At 45.7% G+C, this 407-nt stretch carries 1 protein-coding gene and 1 other annotated feature; the gene reads right to left on the bottom strand.

Going from position 1 to position 407, the window contains the following annotated elements:
- The coding region (rplJ, locus tag D7Y13_RS50225) for a 50S ribosomal protein L10 (RefSeq protein ID WP_147452763.1) at window positions 1-198 on the bottom strand (198 nt) is incomplete at its 3' end.
- 66 nt (window positions 199-264) lie between these two features.
- Window positions 265-406: a sequence feature (ribosomal protein L10 leader region), on the bottom strand.
- Window position 407: the final 1 nt, after the last annotated feature.

Here is a 407-nt window from a genome sequence, read left to right as displayed (position 1 = left end):
GCCTTCGACAGCAATTCGCATCAAGGTATTTTTGGTAACCTTGCAGGTGGCACCAGTTGGTAAAAGCCGTTTTCGGAGGTCTGTAATTTCGGCCACCGTCAGCCCCTGATAGTTAATGAGAACTGCCAGTTGGGATGTACTCAATGTTTCTTTGAGTTCAGCAACGATCGCCTTCTTATCCTCTAACGTTCTACCCATGTATCTCACCTCCTTTAACTGGGTGGTTGTGTCATTCAGCCTTGTGCATCAGTCTTAAAGCGACAAAGCTAGAATTAAAAAACCCCGGACAAAAAGCCGGGGTTACGTCGTAGATTTTCATGCGTGTCGAACAAAGCGACAGGTCATGAAAAAGTACAAAACGAAAACCTAAGCAGGAAATTAAGCTCTAGGCACCTGCTGTCTTTGGC

Origin of the sequence: Corallococcus praedator, from assembly GCF_003612125.1 — a bacterium.
GTDB lineage: Bacteria > Myxococcota > Myxococcia > Myxococcales > Myxococcaceae > Corallococcus > Corallococcus praedator.
This window is presented reverse-complemented; position numbering and strand designations above follow the sequence as displayed.